The organism is Neorhizobium puerariae, assembly GCF_042429745.1.
GTDB lineage: Bacteria > Pseudomonadota > Alphaproteobacteria > Rhizobiales > Rhizobiaceae > Neorhizobium > Neorhizobium puerariae.
Genome location: NZ_JBHMAA010000017.1, coordinates 1 through 15,459 on the forward strand (window position 1 = coordinate 1; position 15,459 = coordinate 15,459).

Consider the following 15,459-nt stretch of genomic DNA (forward strand, 5'->3'; position numbering starts at 1 on the left):
TTGATCCGTTCCCACTGATCGTCTCGAAGTGCATCACAATCCATCGCTGATCTCCAAAATCAACGTTGAATCCGATTTGCTCAACTTTGGGAATCCCAATTCCCTAAATCGTCACCACGATCTAGAGGTACATGACCGGACAAGGAATTCATGCGATCTGGGAATTCATGCGATCTGGCCGGGACCGGTGGATCAGTCCAATTTCGCCAGACCGGTTCGAATGACGGACCGGAGTTCGTCGATGGGCCTCAGGGACTGCCCGTCGTCGAAATGCCAGAACGTCCATCCATTGCATGCATCAAAGCCCTGCACTTTCGCGCCAAGGCGATGAATGGAACCCGCGTCGCCGCCTGTCGAGAGCGTGCCGTCGGCGCGGACGATGGCGCTCCAGCGACGCCTCGCGTCGGTCAGCACCTGTCCGGGCCGGACAAGGCCGGCCTCGATCAGCGAGTTGAAGGCGATACGGGGCTCGGCCTTCTTGCCGGTCATGACCGTCAGCTCCGCCTTGCCGAGCGGTTCGACGGCCAGGATGCGGGCGGCGGCCGCATCGATGTAATCCTGTTCGCGCTCGATCCCGACAAAATTGCGGCCGAGGCGCTTTGCCACCGCGCCGGTGGTGCCGGAACCGAAAAAGGGGTCCAGGATCACGTCGCCGGGCCGGGTGGAAGCCATGATGACGCGGGCAAGCAGCGCCTCCGGCTTCTGGGTCGGGTGGACCTTCTTGCCCCCCTCGTCCTTGAGGCGCTCGTTGCCGGAGCAGATCGGGAAGAGCCAGTCGGAGCGCATCTGAACGTCGTCGTTCGAGGCCTTCAGCGCATCGTAATTGAAGGTATAGCCCTTGGCCTTCGCATCCCGGCTCGCCCAGATCATCGTCTCGTGGGCGTTCTGGAACCGGCGGCCCTTGAAGTTCGGCATCGGGTTCACCTTGCGCCAGACGATGTCGTTCAGGAGCCAGAAGTTGAGGTCCTGCATGATCGCGCCGACGCGGAAGATATTGTGATAGGAGCCGATGACCCAGATCGTGCCGTTCGGCTTCAGCACGCGGCGGCAGGCGAGCAGCCAGGCGCGGGTGAAGGCGTCATAGGCCCCGAACGAAGCGAACTGGTCCCATTCGTCGTCGACCGCGTCGACCAGCGACTGGTCGGGCCGGTGCAAGGTGCCGCCAAGCTGCAGATTGTATGGCGGATCGGCGAAAATCGCATCGACGGAGTGATCCGGCAGGGCTTCCAGAGAGGAGACGCAATCGCCCTTGATGATGGAATTGAGCCAGGAATCCCGACGGACCTGCTGCTTCAGGTCGGCCAGCGGAAGAACTGCTGCCATAAGACACTCGCTACGCTTTACTCAAACGAATTTACTGGCTGTTATGGTTACCCACCTTGGTTACCAAAACCTGAAAACACCGGACGATTTCGAGAATTTTTTTGAGGACCGATCCCGGACGGGAGGCGCAGTCCCCCTAGCCTGCGACCAGATCGATCTCGGCATCATCGAAGCCGAATGTCTTCATCATCGCGCGATGCTCCCCTGAACCGAGATAGGCCAGAAGCGCGTCGTCGACCGCCTGCCTGAATATCGCATCCGACTTGCGGAACGCGAACGAACCGAATGCCGGCTCCTTCTCGTCTCGACCGACGAGGACCGCCTCCAGGGGCAGGCCCCGGTTCTGCTCCAGATAGCCGCCATGCGCCCGCGCGACGCTCGCATAGGCGTCCGCCCGCCCGTCCAATACGGCGGCTGCGGCATCCGCATAGGTTTCGAAGATCAGGATGCGCTGCTCCGGCACGCCAAACCCTATGGCGGACCGGTGCTGAAACTGATCACGGATGACGGCGAGCACGCAGCCTTCCACCTGCGCGGCCGATCCGTATCCGGTGAGGCGCATGGGATTGCCCTGCCGCACCAGCAACCCGTCCGGCAAGGCCCAGATCGGCCGGCTGAAAGCGGCAAACCGCCTGCGCTCCTCCGTGCAGAAAAGGCCCGTCGTCATCCGCCATCGACCATCGTCGAGGCCGGGCAGGAGCTGCGCGAACTCGGTTTCAGCCATGACTACATCGCGGACGCCAGCCATCGCCAGGACCGTTCGCGCAAGCTCGACATCGCAGCCGGTCACGGTTCCGTCCGGCTGCCGGTAGTTGAAGGGCGGCTCGATGAGATATGCGAAATCAGCCATGGCCGTCCTATAGCACGGAAACCCCATGGATGGCGCGCCGCACCGGAAAATATCAGCCTGTCCACCCGCTTCCACGCGGGGCGGCGGGCCTTTCGAAACAGGAGGCTGTACAGGCCGGGGATCTCGGGAAGATCACACCGCATGCGCCTCGCGACTGTCCTCCGGCGCCTCGTCGCGCTCGAACATGCCGTAGTCGCGCAGCACATGGCCGATGCGCAGGCGGTAGTCGGCGAATATACCGTTGCGCCCTGCCCGCTGCGCCGCGCGGTGAGCCTCCAGATTGCGCCATTGCCGCACGGCCTCCTCGTCTCGCCAGAAGGAAAGCGAAAGAAGCTTTCCGCGCAGCGTCAGGCTTTCGAACCGTTCGATCGAGATGAACCCGTCGATCCTTTCGAGTTCCGAACGCAGTTCTCCCGCAAGGTCGAGATATTTGTGGCGCTCGCCCATATAAGGCACGACTTCGAAAATGACGGCGATCATGGTTTTACGAAAGCTCCATGGGGAACGGACATGTTCTTCAGGAAGATGCGGTCCTCCCTGAGGATGAAGCGCTCTCGCCGGGCGAAGGCGTAGTTCTCCTTCCCGAGAGGATCGTCCGCGAGCCGGGCGCGATAGGCCTCGTAGGCGGCAAGGCTCTCGATGTTGTAGACGCCGTAGGCCGTCGTCGCCGAGCCTTCGTGCGGGCCGAAATAGCCGACGAGATCGGCGCCGCAGCGCGGGATCGCCTGGCCCCAGGCGCGCGCATAATCCTCGAACTTGTCCTTCCTGAACGGATCGATCTCGTAACGGATGAAACAGGTGATCATGGCATTCTCCTTGATTGACGGGAATGTCTTGCCATGTTGCGGAACGAAGATGCTTCGGTTATGGTCGAAGTATGAAAGAAGGCCCCGACATTGCACGCATCGGCACGCTGATCGGCGATCCGGCCCGCGCCAACATGCTGACCGCGCTGATGGGCGGACAGGCGCTGACGGCGACGGAGCTGGCGCAGGCCGCCGGCGTGACGCTGCAGACGGCCAGTTCCCATCTTTCGAAGCTGGAGGACGGCGGCCTGATCGCCCAGCGCAAGCAGGGCCGGCACCGCTATTTCACCCTGGCCGACGCGGCGGCCGGCACGCTGCTTGAAAACATCATGGGTTTTGCGGCAAGCCGCGGCCATCTCCGGCACAGGCCGGGACCCAAGGACCCGGCGCTGCGCAAGGCGCGGGTCTGCTACGATCATCTGGCCGGCGACTACGGCGTGCGGATGCTCGACAGCTTCGTCCGGCGCGGTGCGCTCCGGACCGACGGCGAAAACCTGGCGATGACCGAGGCAGGCCGGACGGAACTTAACAGGATCGGCATCGACATCGCCTCGCTGGCGTCGAACCGTCGGCCGCTCTGCAAATCCTGCCTTGACTGGAGCGAGCGGCGCTCGCATCTTGCCGGCACGCTCGGCAAGGCGTTGCTTTCCCATTTTCTCGAAAAGGGCTGGGCGCGGCGCAGCGGCGAAAGCCGCGCCGTGCTGTTCACGCCCGAGGGCGAACGGAAGTTCCTGGCGCTGTTTCCTGCGGATTGAGCGCCTTTCCCAGCACCAGCGCGCCCTCGTAACCACTCCCCGCGACATGATCGCAGAGGCTGCTCCATTCGCAGCCCGAGCAGGCGCGGCGCGTCACGCCCGTGGAAAAGGCGCGGCGCAGCCTCCCGAACAGGTCCGGATCGGGCGCTATCACCGATCCTGTCCCAAGCTCGCGGCCAAGCAGGCGGGCAATGTCGGCGAGTGCGGCCGCATCGCGCGCGGCAACCGAATCACCGAGACAGTGCCCCTTCCCGTCCGGAGCCAGAGGCGCGCAGATATCGTCCGGGCCGGAGACGATCTCAATGGGCTCGCCGGCGGACAGCCGGCCGGCAAGCCGGCGGTAATTGGCGACGAAGGCCGGATTGTAGCCTTCGCCGACAAAGGTCAGCATGCAGAGAAGATGATGCGGCCGCAGCCTGACCATCACTCTGCCGCGATGCGGTTGCGGGAGGCGACCGCGGCCAGGACAGCCGCCGCCAGGCCCGATTTCAGTGCCGCGCCGAGGACGAAGGGAGCGACGCCCGCCCAGAATGCCTTTTCAGCGCCGATCAACGCCGCAAGCCATGCCCAGCCGAGTGCGAGGCAAAGAAGGTTGGCGGCCAGATGCGCCGAGACGCTCGCGACGATGCGCCGCCCGGTCCAGCCCCGCTCCGCAAGCCAGCCGGCCAAGGCGGCGATCACCGGAAAGGAAAAGAGATAACCGGCGGTCGGACCGACGAAGGACGCAGCACCGCCCGCCCCGCCAGCCAGCACCGGCGCCCCAAGGGCCGCCTCGCCGAGCCAGGCAAGCACCGTCAGGGCACCGAGCCGCCAGCCGTAAAGCGCGCCGATCATCGTCACGGCGAAGGTCTGCATGGTGATCGGCACCGGAACCATCGGCACGGAGATCCGCGACGCGATTGCCAGCGCCAGCGTGCCGGCCAGCACGAAGACGGCAAGAACGAGCGGCGAGCGGGCGGAAAGGCGCAAGGGGTCGAAACGGCCTGCGACCGCCTGTTGGGGCAAGGACATGATGTCTCCTTCTCAAATTATAGATAATTTTGACTCACGATCTATATGTGAACGTAATTTCGTGCGGAGCGCAAGCGCCCCAGAGGGAAAATATATCAGGCGGGAGGGAGGTTTCTGGTTCGAAGGGCAAATTCGGGCGCGGAAAATCACGCCATTCAGGCCATCAAAAGAAATTATCTATAATTTCAGACTGTCAACCGACGATAGCGAAGGTTTCGCGCGAAGCGTCGGCCTGGGCGCTCCGGGGGCCGCGACCGATCCACTGGACGTGCTTCTGAAGGATGGCGGCGGCTTCATCCGTCCTGCCCTGACGAAGGGCCAGCAGGATGGCGCGATGGTCGTGGTCGGTCCGCTTTTCCCAGCCGGATTGCCAGGCGGAGAACAGGAAGCGGGCGCTCGCGGCATGCAGGTCGTCGATGGAGGCAAGCAACCGGTTCATGCCGCAGGGGGTGAGGATGAGGCGATGGAACCGGCGGTTCGCCTCCTCCCAGGCGTGCACATCCGCGGCGGCATCGCCTTCACGGGTCGCCTCCTCGGCGGCCTTGAGGATGGCGGGCGTCAGGTGGCGCGCGGCATGGCGAAGCGCCAGCACTTCCAGAGCGGCCCGCATTTCCGCCACCTCACGCACCTCGGCGAGATCGAAGGACGCCACACGCACGCCGCGACGCGGCTCGCTGATCGCCAATCCCTGTGCTTCCAGCCGGCGGAACGCCTCGCGCACAGGCACATGGCTCGTGTGGAATTCTTCGGCGATATGGTCCTGGCGAAGACGCGCGCCCGGAGCGAGCTCCCCGCGCACGATGCGGTCGGCAAGCACCCGGCTGATGCGGCTGGCGATGGTGTCTTCCGGCTCCTTGCCCATGCCCGTTCCTTAGACGCCGGATGTAGGCTTGTCGAGAGCCACCCGTTCCGTTCGAGCCTGCCATGCAGCCGCATCGGTTGAGCTTTCGGCCGCGGTCGGATAAAAAGGCCCGCCTCACCCTCACACAAGGCATCCCATTCATGAGCGGTTTCGACCTCATCATTTTCGATTGCGACGGCGTGCTCGTCGATTCCGAGATCATCGCGGCGCAGGTCGAATCGAGGCTCCTGACGGAGGCCGGCTATCCGATCGGCATCGAGGAGATGGGAGAGCGTTTCGCCGGCATGACCTGGAAGAACATCCTGCTGGCGGTGGAAAAGGAAGCGAACATCCCGCTTTCCGCCTCGCTGCTCGACAAATCGGAAAAGCTGCTCGATGCGCGGCTCGCGCGCGACGTGAAGATCATCGACGGCGTGAAATTCGCGCTCGCACGGCTGACAACGCAACGCTGCATCTGCTCCAATTCGGGCAGCCAGCGGCTCGACATGATGCTCGAAAAGGTCGGCCTGAAGCCCTATTTCGCGCCGCATATCTATTCGGCCAAGGAGCTCGGGCCCGACCGGGTGAAGCCGAAGCCCGACATCTTCCTGCACGCGGCCGAACAGTTCAAGGTTTCGCCCGGCAGGGTGCTGGTGATCGAGGATTCCGTCCACGGCATCCATGGCGCCCGCGCGGCCGGCATGCGCGTCGTCGGCTTCACCGGCGCCTCGCATACCTATCCGAGCCATGCCGACCGGCTGACCGATGCCGGCGCCGAAACGGTGATCTCCCGCATGGTCGACCTGCCGGCGGTCGTCGCCGCGCTGGGCGAGTGGACCGGCGCACTCTGAGCGCCGGCGCGCCCTTACCCCCGGCGGGCGGGCTTCTTGGCGGGGCCGCCGATATCGAAACCGAGGCGTACGCGGGTGAAGCGCGAGGCGCCGCCCTGGGCGTTCGGGATCTGGACATCCGGCTTGTTGAAGATGAACTGGGTGCCGCCCGCCGGCATGTCCAGCGGGAAAGCCACCTTCTGCGAATAGATGACCTTGTCGCCGTCGACCACCTCGACCAGAACCGGCAGGGTGACCTTGCCGGGCGTGCCGGCCGGCCCCTGGACGATGCGGCCCTGGGCGACGACGTTGATGGTCAGCGTCGTTTCATTGGCGGTGCACTGGCGCGTCACGTCGTTGAAGGACGCCTGGTAGAGCAGCTTTTCCGGATTGTCCTGTCCGCCGCGAGCGTAAACCTTGTGCACGGCGTTCTGCTCCAGCATCACCACCTGCGGGCAATAGGCCTGCACGACCGGAGTTGCGGCCTGCTGCGCCGAGGCAGCCGGCGCCAATCCTTCCGGGGAGGATGACGAATTGCAGCTTGCCAGAACTGCCACGAGCGATACCGCCAGAAGACCACGCGAAATCTTGCCAAACACCGTACTCAACCCTCTTCCATCCCGATTCCGGGTCATGCCTCAAGGCGAACCGGACATATCATTTTCCGGTCTTTCACCGCCCATTTTCCTGGTCTATATCAGCGGCGCGAACAAAAATCGATTGGGGATTGAAGGTCGTGGACTACATTTCTACCCGGGGCGAAGCAGCGTCCCTCGGTTTCCGGGACGCCCTGCTTGCGGGGCTTGCGCGTGACGGCGGCCTTTATGTGCCGCGCGAATGGCCTGTCATGTCGAAGAAGGACATCCGCGCCTTGCGCGGGAAATCCTACCAGGACATCGCCTTCGAAGTGCTGAAACGCTTCGTCGATGGCGAGATTCCCGACGACAAGTTCAGGGCCATGATCGACGAAGCCTATGCCACGTTCAGGCATCCGGCCGTCGTGCCGCTGGTGCAGACGGGCCCCAACGACTTCGTCCTCGAGCTCTTCCACGGCACGACGCTCGCGTTCAAGGACGTGGCGATGCAATTGCTCGCGCGGCTGATGGACTACGTGCTTGCCGAACGCGGCGAACGCGCCACGATCGTCGGCGCGACCTCGGGCGATACGGGCGGGGCGGCAATCGACGCCTTCGCCGGCCGCGAGCGGACCGACATCTTCATCCTCTTCCCGCATGGCAAGGTCTCGCCCGTGCAGCAGCGGCAGATGACGACCTCCAATGCCGCCAATGTGCACGCGCTCGCAGTCAAGGGCAATTTCGACGACTGCCAGAACCTCGTGAAGGAAATGTTCAACGACGCCGCCTTCCGCGACCGGCTGAAGCTCTCCGGCGTCAATTCGATCAACTGGGCCCGCATCATGGCGCAGGTGGTCTACTATTTCACGGCAGCCGTTTCGCTGGGCGGACCGGACCGGAAAATCTCCTTCACGGTGCCGACCGGCAATTTCGGCGATATCTTCGCCGGCTACGTCGCCAAGAAGATGGGCCTGCCGATCGACCGGCTGGTGATCGCCACCAACGACAACGACATCCTTGCCCGGACGCTCAAGACCGGCCGCTACGAGATGCGCGGCGTCAAGGCGACCACCTCGCCTTCCATGGATATCCAGATCTCCTCGAACTTCGAGCGGCTGCTGTTCGAATCCTATGGTCGCGATGCCGCGGCCGTCCGTTCCTCCATGGCCGGCCTGAAGCAATCCGGCGCCTTCGAGATCCAGCCCGAGGCGCTGAAGGCCATCCGCCGGGAATTCCGCGCCGGACGGGCGACCGAACGCCAGGTCGCCACGACCATTCGCGAGACGCTTGCCGAAACCGGCTACCTCATCGACCCCCATACGGCGACCGGCGTTTTCGTCGCGCGAAAGAACGCCAGGGCCGCAAGCCCCATGGTGACGCTCGCCACCGCGCATCCGGCCAAATTCCCCGCTGCCGTAAAATCCGCTTGCGGAATTGATCCGGCCCTTCCATCATGGCTCGCTGATCTCATGGAAAGGGAGGAGCGCTTCGATATCTTGGAGCCTGAGCTTAAGGCCGTCGAAACCTTCATCGGCGAGCATGCCCGCGCTTGAAGCCATCGGCGGCGCCGGAAAGACGTAAAGATGAATGTAGAAATCACCCGGCTTTCCTCCGGGTTGACAGTCGTCACCGAGACCATGCCCCATCTGGAGAGCGTTGCGCTGGGTGTCTGGATCAAGTCCGGCTCGCGCAACGAGACCGGAGACGAGCACGGGATCGCCCACCTCCTCGAACACATGGCCTTCAAGGGCACGAAGAGGCGTAGCGCCCGCGACATCGCCGAGGAAATCGAGAATGTCGGCGGCGAACTGAACGCCGCCACCTCCACCGAAACCACGTCCTATTATGCCCGCGTGCTGAAGGACCATGTACCGCTTGCGGTCGACATCCTCGCCGACATCCTGACCGAATCGGAATTCGACGAGGAAGAGCTGCGTCGTGAGAAGCACGTCATCCTGCAGGAGATCGGCGCGGCCAACGACACGCCGGACGACGTGATCTTCGACCGTTTCTCCGAGGCAGCCTTCCGTGGCCAGACGATCGGGCGCCCGATCCTCGGCACGCCGGAAACGGTCACGGGCTTCACGCCTTCGCAGATTCGCGGCTATCTTTCGCGCAACTACACGACCGACCGGATGTTCGTCGTCGCCGCCGGCGCCGTCGACCACGCGGCCTTCTGCAAGGAGGTGGAGCAACGTTTTGCCGCGCTTCCGCTCACTCCGAGCGCGCCGCCGGTTTTCGACGCCGCCCGCTACATCGGGGGCGAGGTTCGCGAAGACCGCGACCTCATGGATGCGCAGGTGCTGATCGGCTTCGAGGGCAAGGCCTATCACATGCGCGACTTCTACTGTTCGCAGATCCTTGCGAATATCCTGGGCGGCGGCATGTCGTCGCGCCTCTTCCAGGAAGTGCGCGAGCATCGCGGCCTGTGCTATTCCGTCTATGCCTTCCACTGGGGCTTTTCCGATACCGGCATCTTCGGCATCCATGCCGCGACCGGCGGCAACGACCTGCCGAAGCTGGTGCCGGTGGTGATCGACGAGCTGCGCAAGGCATCGGAAGCGATCGAAGTCCAGGAGATCGACCGGGCCCGCGCCCAGATCCGCGCCCAGCTTCTGATGGGCCAGGAAAGCCCCGCCGCCCGCGCCGGCCAGATCGCCCGCCAGATGATGCTCTACGGCCGGCCGATCCCCAATCCGGAACTGATGGAACGGCTTGCCGGCATCACCACCGAACGGTTGACAGATCTTGCCGGGCGGCTGTTTTTCGATACAGTCCCGACATTGTCCGCCGTCGGGCCGATCGAACAGCTCGCGCCGATGACCGACATCACCGCGGCGCTTTCCTCGCCGGGGTTCCAGACGAAAAAGGCTGCCGGTTAGGTGACGACCTCGACCCGGCTGCCCTGCCCGGAGCAGCACTAGCATGGCAAAGTCGGTGTTTCGGTTCCTGTCGCGACAGCCGGACACACCAGAGCTTTACGGCGACAACCATCTACTGCGGCTGCCGCGCTATTCCGACTACAAGCAGTGGTACAGGCTGCGCTCGGAAAGCCGCACCTTCCTGCAGCCCTGGGAACCGATCTGGCGGCCGGACGAACTGACCGAATCCTCCTTCCGCGCCCGCGTGGTGCGCAGCGGCCAGGAATATGCGTCCGGCCTCGCCCTTCCCCTGCTCCTCTTCCGAAGGCAGGACGACGTGCTGCTCGGCGGGCTCACCATCGGCTATATCCGCAGGGGTGCGGCGCAGAGCTGCATGATCGGATACTGGATGGGTGAAAAACATGCGGGCCAAGGCCATATGTTGGCCGCATTGCAAGTGGCTATCCCCTATATCTACGGCGGACTTCAGTTGCACCGAATTGAGGCAGCCTGTATTCCGGAGAATTGGAAAAGCGTCCGGCTTCTCGAAAAAGCCGGCTTCGAGCGGGAAGGTCTTTTGCGGAAATATCTCAAGATCAACGGTGAATGGCGCGACCACCTGATGTTCTCCCGGCTGCCGGAAGACGGCGAATTCGGGAAGATGCTGAAGCCATGAGTGCGCGCAGCCTGCATTCCGTGCCGTTGGTCCGCTGGCTTGCGGTGCTTCTCGCCCTCGCCGCCGCCGTGGTGCTTGCCGCGGCGCCCGTCGCCCGTGCGGCCGAGCCGGTGAAGATCTCGCGCGACGACATGGCGCTCGATCTCACCAAGACGACGGACATCTATGCCAACCAGGGCGAGGCCTTTCAGGTTTCCACCGCGGCCGGAGCCGACGGCATCCGCCGCCGCATCGAGGTGCGCGCGAGCTCGCCCCGCCATCAGGGCGACTGGGCGGTCTTCGCGCTGTCCAACGTATCGGAAGAGCAGCTCGAGCGGGTGATCGTCGCGCCGCATTTCCGCCTGGTGAATTCCAAGCTGTTCTGGCCCGACCTCGGCTCGCAGCGCATCATCTCGATCACGCCGTCGGAAGGCTTCGCGCTCGACCGCGTGCCGAGCCCGGATGCGGACGTCTTCCGCATCACGCTCAATCCCGGCTCGACCATCACCTTCGTCGCCGAACTCGCGACGCCCGCGCTGCCGCAGATCTATCTCTGGCAGCCGGATGCCTACAAGGACACGGTCAACTCGTTCACGCTCTATCGCGGCATCGTGCTCGGCATTGCGGGCCTGCTTGCGGTCTTCCTCACCATTCTCTTCGTGGTGAAGGGCACCTCCATGCTGCCGGCCGCGGCCGCGCTCGCCTGGGCGGTGCTGGCCTATATCTGCGTCGATTTCGGCTTCCTCGACAAGTTGATCACCATCACCGCCAGCGACCAGCGCATATGGCGCGCGGCCGCGGAAGTGGCGCTCGCCTCCTCGTTCGTCATCTTCCTGTTCACCTACCTGAACCTCAATCGCTGGCATGTGCATCTCGGCTACGCGACGCTTGCCTGGGTCGTCGGCCTGGTGCTGCTCGGCGGCGTGGCGATCTACGATCCCTCCGTCGCCGCCGGCATCGCCCGCCTTTCCTTCGCCCTGACGGCGACGGCCGGCATCCTGCTCATCATCTATCTCGGCTTCAACCGCTACGACCGCGCCATCCTGCTCGTGCCCACCTGGGCGCTGATCCTCGTGTGGCTGTTCGGCGGCTGGCTGACGGTGACCGGCCGGCTCGACAACGACATCGTCCAGCCGGCGCTCGGCGGCGGTCTCGTGCTGATCGTCCTCCTGATCGGCTTCACGGTCATGCAGCATGCCTTCGCCGGCGGCGCCTACCAGCAGGGCCTGTTCTCCGACCTCGAACGGCAATCGCTGGCGCTGACGGGCAGCGGCGATACCGTATGGGACTGGGACGTCGCGCGTGACCGTGTCGTGACGACGCCGGACATTTCCGCCCGCCTCGGGCTCGATGCCGGCGCCATGCATGGACCGGTACGCAACTGGGTGCCGCGGCTGCATCCCGACGACCGCGACCGTTTCCGCGCCACGCTCGACGTGCTGCTCGAACACCGCCGCGGCCGGCTGAACCATGAATTCCGCATCCGCGCCGAAGACGGCCATTTCCACTGGCTGCAGATTCGCGCCCGGCCGGTGCTCGGCTCGAACGGCGAGATCATCCGCTGCGTCGGCACGATCATCGACGTGACCGAGCAGAAAAATTCCGTCGAACGCCTGCTGCAGGATGCGCTGCATGACAACCTGACCGGCCTTCCGAACCGGCAGGTCTTTCTCGACCGCCTGCAATCCGTGCTGACGCTGGCGCCGGGCGGGGACACCGTGCGGCCGACCGTGATGGCAATCGACATCGACCGCTACAAGCAGGTCAACGACTCGCTCGGTATCGCCGCCGGCGACAATATCCTGATCGCGCTCACCCGGCGGTTGCGTCGCCTCCTGAAGCCGCAGGACACGCTGGCGCGGCTTTCCGGCGACGAATTCGGCCTCATTCTCGTTTCCGAGCGCGATCCGGCCAAGGTAGCGGATTTCGCCGACGCGGTCTCCAAGGCGATCATGGTGCCGATCAATTTCGCCAACCGCGAGATCATCCTGACCGCCTCGATCGGGCTTGCCTCCTGGGTCGATCAGCAAGAAAGCGCTGCCGGCATGCTGGCGGATGCGGAACTTGCCATGTACCGGGCAAAACGCGCCGGCGGCAATCGCGTCGAACCCTTCCGCCCCGCCTTCCGTTCCTCCGGCACCGACAGGCTGCAGATCGAGACGGATCTGAGGCGCGCCGTCGAGCGAAAGGAACTGTCCCTCGCCTACCAGCCGATCATCCGGCTGAAGGACGGGGAGATCGCCGGCTTCGAGGCGCTGATGCGCTGGGACCACCCCAAACGCGGCAACATCCCCCCATCGGAATTCATCCCGATTGCGGAAATGTCGGACCTCATCGGCCCGCTCGGCCTGTTCGCCCTGGACCGCTCCGCATCCGACCTGATGCATTGGCAGCACCAGACCGGCGACCTGCCGATCTTCGTCTCGGTCAACCTGTCGAGCGCGCAGCTTCTGAACGCCGAACTCTACAACGATGTGCGGACCCTGCTCCAGAAGACCCAGGTCAATCCCGGCCAGCTCAAGCTGGAGCTGACCGAGTCGCTGATGATGGAAAATCCGGAGCAGGCCCGCCTCGTGCTCGCCAAGCTCAAGGAAACCGGCCTGAGCCTGGCGCTCGACGATTTCGGCACCGGCTATTCGTCGCTCGCCTACCTTACCCAATTTCCCTTCGACACGATCAAGCTCGACAAGGCGCTGGTCCGGGACGCGACCGAAAAGCGCGCCGTCCTCCTGCGCTCGGTGATCGCCATGGCCAGGGCGCTCGACATGTCGGTGGTGGCAGAAGGCGTGGAGACGGACGAGGACGCGGCCGAACTCGCCAAGATGGGCTGCCACTTCGGCCAAAGCTACCTCTTCGGCCCGCCCGCCCCGGCTGACGCCGTGCTCAAGCTCCTGAAGGAACGCTTTCCGCTGACGAAACGGGCCTAATGCGCCATTCGTCCTTTCGGACGCATAAATGAGGCGGAGGCTGATCGGGTCTGGCTGGCCAATGGTGGCTCTCGCTATCAGCGGATATCAGGCAGCCATTTGCCCGGAACTGGATGCAAATACCACAAGGTCGGCAGGTGCGTATATCGCGTTGCCGAGCGCGGCAATTGACCGGTATCATGGAGGCAGGTGCGCGGAACCTCGTATGCGGCTTCCCTCCCAACCGGCTATGCCACCGATCCACGTCGCCGATTGATCCGTGATTGAAACTGCCATTTTCGTTGATCCCTGAGAATGATGCGCCCATAAAGTTTCCAGATTGGGAATCTTACACTTGTTTCCAGATTGGGAACGCGCTAAACAGGAGCGAGAGTGAACGTTATTGCCAAGTCCGCCTTAGTCAATTTTTGGAATACCTTGCCGAAAGGGGTGCCGAGGGAGACTGCCGAAGCTGCGATGACGGAATGGTATGCCACCGCGTCCAAGGCGAGTTGGAGCAATTTCAGCGAACTGAAGAAGACCTTCAACTCGGCCGATATTGTCGTCGGCAACAAGGTTATTTTCGACGTTGGAGGCAACAAATACCGTATAGTGGGTTTGGTCGCGTTTCGATCGAAACGGATTTACGTCCTTTTTGTCGGAACGCACGCCCAATACGATGCAATTGACGTGAACAGGCTCTGATGTGGAAGGAGATCGATATGTTGAATTTGAAAGCTCTTCGAACGCTTCAGGGTGAGGACGAATACAATGCCGCGTTGGAGGAAGTCCGGCCGTATTTCGAGAACGAGCCTGACGAGGGGTCCGATGAAGCTGCTCATTTCGATGCGCTCGTCCTTCTGATCGAGCAGTACGAAGCCAAGCGCTACCCGATCCCGGCTGCGAGCCCGGTTGAGGTGATCAAGTCGGTGATGGTTGCGAACAATTACACCCGCGCCGATCTGGTGGCCGTCATTGGCTCCAAGGCGCGAGCGGCCGATCTTCTGAATGGCAAGCGGGAAATCAACCTGGACCAGATTCGAAAGCTTAGTAAGGAATGGAATATTCCCGCTGGCTCACTGATTGGCGACGTTGCTGCCTAAAGGATCAGCTTGCCGCAGCGGACAAGCCGATGAGTAGAACATAGCTTATTGTGGCACTTGCTCCACAATGCGGCATTTGTCTCGGCGGCGCGATGGTCCCGGTTGGCGCCTAATCCGCCTGCCGCGCTCGATCACCAGAACTGGGGTTCACTGGCCGGTCCCTCGGTCGCCTTCTGCACGTTTCGGAGAATTTCGTCGACAACGCGGGCGAGCGGCGCGGTTGCGTCGATGCCCATCGCATTTTTCGGAACATCCTCCTGCGTTGCGTGCAGCCTCAGAACCAGTTCCCGCTCGGCCGGTTTTCCGCCGAACTCGTCGTCAGGTCTGCCGGCAAGCCGCCGCTTCAACGTGTCCGGATCGACATTGAGAACGAAAACCCCGTCAAACAGATCGATAAAGCGATGGAAATTCCTTGAGCCGCCGCAGAAGAACGAGACCGGGCGGCTTCGATCGGCGATCAGGGATTTTACCTTGTCGACATCCCAAACATGGTGCTTGTGCCCAAAGGCCACGTCCATACTGTATTGCTCATGAACCGGTCCATCCAGCGGCTCACCCGTTTTCGGATCGCCCTTATAGGCCAACTCGCGGTCGCCATGGACGACATGATGACCGCGCCGCTGCAGTTCGGTGGCGACCGAGGTCTTGCCCGTCCCGGAAACACCCTCGATCAAATAGTTCCTGACGCCCATTTCAGCTCCGGTCAAAACGACGCTCGCATTCCAGATGCCGGCCGGCAGCTTCCGGCTTCACCGGACGGGTAGCAGATACGGCACGGGGATAAACGGCATATGACGAATACCCCCTCGGGAAGGTCCGTGCCGGGGATTTGGCTGGGAACAGTCAGCAACCGAAGCTGCGCGATCGATTCCTGCGATGGCAAGTATCCGCATTTCAGTGGGAGGCCGAGCAACATCGGCGGCTTCTTCTTGACAGAAGACAG

Annotated in this window: 17 protein-coding genes; 8 read left to right on the forward strand and 9 right to left on the reverse strand. The window is 63.2% G+C overall.

Annotated elements, in window-relative coordinates; all coding sequences use genetic code 11:
* Positions 1-192: 192 nt before the first annotated feature.
* The 4 genes from ACFFP0_RS15630 to ACFFP0_RS15645 form a co-directional block, all read right to left on the reverse strand.
* On the reverse strand, positions 193-1,323 hold the full coding sequence (locus ACFFP0_RS15630; protein ID WP_377262419.1) for a site-specific DNA-methyltransferase: 1,131 nt from the start codon (positions 1,321-1,323) through the stop codon (positions 193-195).
* 136 nt (positions 1,324-1,459) lie between these two features.
* Positions 1,460-2,173, reverse strand: a complete 714-nt coding sequence (locus tag ACFFP0_RS15635) for a transporter substrate-binding domain-containing protein (protein WP_377262421.1) — start codon at positions 2,171-2,173, stop codon at positions 1,460-1,462.
* A 132-nt stretch (positions 2,174-2,305) separates the two neighbouring features.
* Positions 2,306-2,653, reverse strand: coding sequence for an antibiotic biosynthesis monooxygenase family protein (locus tag ACFFP0_RS15640; protein WP_377262423.1), 348 nt, complete (start codon positions 2,651-2,653; stop codon positions 2,306-2,308).
* Positions 2,650-2,979: an NIPSNAP family protein gene (locus ACFFP0_RS15645; RefSeq protein WP_377262425.1), complete on the reverse strand. Its 330-nt coding sequence runs from the start codon at positions 2,977-2,979 to the stop codon at positions 2,650-2,652. The genes ACFFP0_RS15640 and ACFFP0_RS15645 overlap by 4 nt, the downstream gene beginning before the upstream one ends.
* Before the next feature lie 71 nt (positions 2,980-3,050).
* Between ACFFP0_RS15645 and ACFFP0_RS15650 the strand changes: the two genes are divergently transcribed.
* On the forward strand, positions 3,051-3,734 hold the full coding sequence (locus ACFFP0_RS15650; protein WP_377262427.1) for an ArsR/SmtB family transcription factor: 684 nt from the start codon (positions 3,051-3,053) through the stop codon (positions 3,732-3,734).
* Here ACFFP0_RS15650 and ACFFP0_RS15655 read toward each other — a convergent pair.
* From ACFFP0_RS15655 to ACFFP0_RS15665, 3 genes are all read right to left on the reverse strand, one after another.
* Complete coding sequence (locus tag ACFFP0_RS15655; RefSeq protein WP_377262429.1) at positions 3,685-4,158, reverse strand: DUF1284 domain-containing protein; 474 nt, start codon at positions 4,156-4,158, stop codon at positions 3,685-3,687. The genes ACFFP0_RS15650 and ACFFP0_RS15655 overlap by 50 nt on opposite strands.
* On the reverse strand, positions 4,158-4,745 hold the full coding sequence (locus tag ACFFP0_RS15660) for a biotin transporter BioY (protein ID WP_377262431.1): 588 nt from the start codon (positions 4,743-4,745) through the stop codon (positions 4,158-4,160). Before ACFFP0_RS15660 ends, ACFFP0_RS15655 begins: the two co-directional genes overlap by 1 nt.
* 193 nt (positions 4,746-4,938) lie before the next feature.
* Positions 4,939-5,607, reverse strand: coding sequence for a GntR family transcriptional regulator (locus tag ACFFP0_RS15665; RefSeq protein WP_377262433.1), 669 nt, complete (start codon positions 5,605-5,607; stop codon positions 4,939-4,941).
* Positions 5,608-5,747: 140 nt separating this feature from the next.
* Between ACFFP0_RS15665 and ACFFP0_RS15670 the strand changes: the two genes are divergently transcribed.
* Positions 5,748-6,437: an HAD family hydrolase gene (locus tag ACFFP0_RS15670; RefSeq protein ID WP_377262435.1), complete on the forward strand. Its 690-nt coding sequence runs from the start codon at positions 5,748-5,750 to the stop codon at positions 6,435-6,437.
* A gap of 14 nt (positions 6,438-6,451) precedes the next feature.
* On the opposite strand, the gene ACFFP0_RS15675 is transcribed toward ACFFP0_RS15670, so the two are convergent.
* The gene (locus ACFFP0_RS15675) at positions 6,452-7,015 is read right to left on the reverse strand and encodes a PilZ domain-containing protein (protein WP_377262906.1); all 564 of its coding nucleotides are present in this window, start codon (positions 7,013-7,015) and stop codon (positions 6,452-6,454) included.
* Positions 7,016-7,143: 128 nt separating this feature from the next.
* Between ACFFP0_RS15675 and thrC the strand changes: the two genes are divergently transcribed.
* The 6 genes from thrC to ACFFP0_RS15705 all read left to right on the forward strand — a co-directional run bounded on the left by thrC (position 7,144) and on the right by ACFFP0_RS15705 (position 14,516).
* Positions 7,144-8,544: a threonine synthase gene (gene thrC / locus ACFFP0_RS15680; protein WP_377262437.1), complete on the forward strand. Its 1,401-nt coding sequence runs from the start codon at positions 7,144-7,146 to the stop codon at positions 8,542-8,544.
* Positions 8,545-8,574: 30 nt separating this feature from the next.
* Entirely contained in the window at positions 8,575-9,873 is a 1,299-nt protein-coding gene (locus ACFFP0_RS15685; RefSeq protein ID WP_377262439.1) for a M16 family metallopeptidase, read from the forward strand.
* A 43-nt stretch (positions 9,874-9,916) separates the two neighbouring features.
* A complete protein-coding gene (locus tag ACFFP0_RS15690) occupies positions 9,917-10,528 on the forward strand; it encodes a GNAT family N-acetyltransferase (RefSeq protein WP_377262441.1) in 612 nt (203 codons plus the stop codon).
* The gene (locus ACFFP0_RS15695; protein ID WP_377262443.1) at positions 10,525-13,434 is read left to right on the forward strand and encodes an EAL domain-containing protein; all 2,910 of its coding nucleotides are present in this window, start codon (positions 10,525-10,527) and stop codon (positions 13,432-13,434) included. The genes ACFFP0_RS15690 and ACFFP0_RS15695 overlap by 4 nt, the downstream gene beginning before the upstream one ends.
* A gap of 372 nt (positions 13,435-13,806) precedes the next feature.
* On the forward strand, positions 13,807-14,118 hold the full coding sequence (locus ACFFP0_RS15700; protein WP_377262445.1) for a type II toxin-antitoxin system HigB family toxin: 312 nt from the start codon (positions 13,807-13,809) through the stop codon (positions 14,116-14,118).
* 17 nt (positions 14,119-14,135) lie between these two features.
* Positions 14,136-14,516 (forward strand): helix-turn-helix domain-containing protein, encoded by a 381-nt coding sequence (locus ACFFP0_RS15705; protein WP_377262447.1) that lies wholly within the window; start codon positions 14,136-14,138, stop codon positions 14,514-14,516.
* Between the two features lie 131 nt (positions 14,517-14,647).
* Here ACFFP0_RS15705 and ACFFP0_RS15710 read toward each other — a convergent pair whose 3' ends face one another.
* Positions 14,648-15,208: an ATP-binding protein gene (locus tag ACFFP0_RS15710; protein ID WP_377262909.1), complete on the reverse strand. Its 561-nt coding sequence runs from the start codon at positions 15,206-15,208 to the stop codon at positions 14,648-14,650.
* Positions 15,209-15,459 lie beyond the last annotated feature (251 nt).

Bases quoted from the DNA above. Each gene is read 5' to 3' on its own strand.
- ACFFP0_RS15630 (WP_377262419.1), bottom strand. From the start codon at position 1,323: ATGGCAGCAGTTCTTCCGCTGGCCGACCTGAAGCAGCAGGTCCGTCGG.
- ACFFP0_RS15705 (WP_377262447.1), top strand. From the start codon at position 14,136: ATGTTGAATTTGAAAGCTCTTCGAACGCTTCAGGGTGAGGACGAATAC.
- ACFFP0_RS15690 (WP_377262441.1), top strand. From the start codon at position 9,917: ATGGCAAAGTCGGTGTTTCGGTTCCTGTCGCGACAGCCGGACACACCA.
- ACFFP0_RS15635 (WP_377262421.1), bottom strand. From the start codon at position 2,173: ATGGCTGATTTCGCATATCTCATCGAGCCGCCCTTCAACTACCGGCAG.
- ACFFP0_RS15665 (WP_377262433.1), bottom strand. From the start codon at position 5,607: ATGGGCAAGGAGCCGGAAGACACCATCGCCAGCCGCATCAGCCGGGTG.
- ACFFP0_RS15640 (WP_377262423.1), bottom strand. From the start codon at position 2,653: ATGATCGCCGTCATTTTCGAAGTCGTGCCTTATATGGGCGAGCGCCAC.
- ACFFP0_RS15685 (WP_377262439.1), top strand. From the start codon at position 8,575: ATGAATGTAGAAATCACCCGGCTTTCCTCCGGGTTGACAGTCGTCACC.
- ACFFP0_RS15645 (WP_377262425.1), bottom strand. From the start codon at position 2,979: ATGATCACCTGTTTCATCCGTTACGAGATCGATCCGTTCAGGAAGGAC.
- ACFFP0_RS15655 (WP_377262429.1), bottom strand. From the start codon at position 4,158: ATGGTCAGGCTGCGGCCGCATCATCTTCTCTGCATGCTGACCTTTGTC.
- ACFFP0_RS15650 (WP_377262427.1), top strand. From the start codon at position 3,051: ATGAAAGAAGGCCCCGACATTGCACGCATCGGCACGCTGATCGGCGAT.
- ACFFP0_RS15695 (WP_377262443.1), top strand. From the start codon at position 10,525: ATGAGTGCGCGCAGCCTGCATTCCGTGCCGTTGGTCCGCTGGCTTGCG.
- ACFFP0_RS15660 (WP_377262431.1), bottom strand. From the start codon at position 4,745: ATGTCCTTGCCCCAACAGGCGGTCGCAGGCCGTTTCGACCCCTTGCGC.
- ACFFP0_RS15670 (WP_377262435.1), top strand. From the start codon at position 5,748: ATGAGCGGTTTCGACCTCATCATTTTCGATTGCGACGGCGTGCTCGTC.
- ACFFP0_RS15710 (WP_377262909.1), bottom strand. From the start codon at position 15,208: ATGGGCGTCAGGAACTATTTGATCGAGGGTGTTTCCGGGACGGGCAAG.